Raw genomic sequence first — 349 nt, 5'->3', positions numbered from 1 at the left:
CATTTAAGACCTTCAATTGCTCGCTCTAAACAGGCAATTCCCCAGTCGTTTACTTCATCAAAAAATACATTAAACGCGGGCTCATCAAATTGAATGATATCAACGCCTGCGGCTTCTAATTCTTTTGCTTCTTGATTGAGAATTATGGCAAATTCCCACGCTAGTTTTTCGCGGCTTTTATAATGGTCATCGTAAAGCGTGTCAATCATTGTCATTGGGCCTGGCAATGCCCATTTTATTGGTTGATTGGTTTGCTTGCGTAAAAATTTAGCGTCTTCAACAAATACAGACTTTTGACGGCTAACAGGGCCCACAACTGTAGGTACGCTTGCGTCGTATCGGTCACGAA

1 pseudogene is annotated in these 349 nt (G+C 41.8%); it reads right to left on the bottom strand.

What is annotated here, in order from left to right:
• A pseudogene (locus tag AAEY57_RS19510) lies at positions 1-349 on the bottom strand (methionine synthase); the annotation flags it as partial.

It is taken from the genome of Pseudoalteromonas sp. MER144-MNA-CIBAN-0113, from assembly GCF_040308965.1.
GTDB lineage: Bacteria > Pseudomonadota > Gammaproteobacteria > Enterobacterales > Alteromonadaceae > Pseudoalteromonas > Pseudoalteromonas tetraodonis.
Note: the sequence above shows the minus strand (reverse complement) of the source record. Positions and strands in the feature narration are given on the sequence as shown.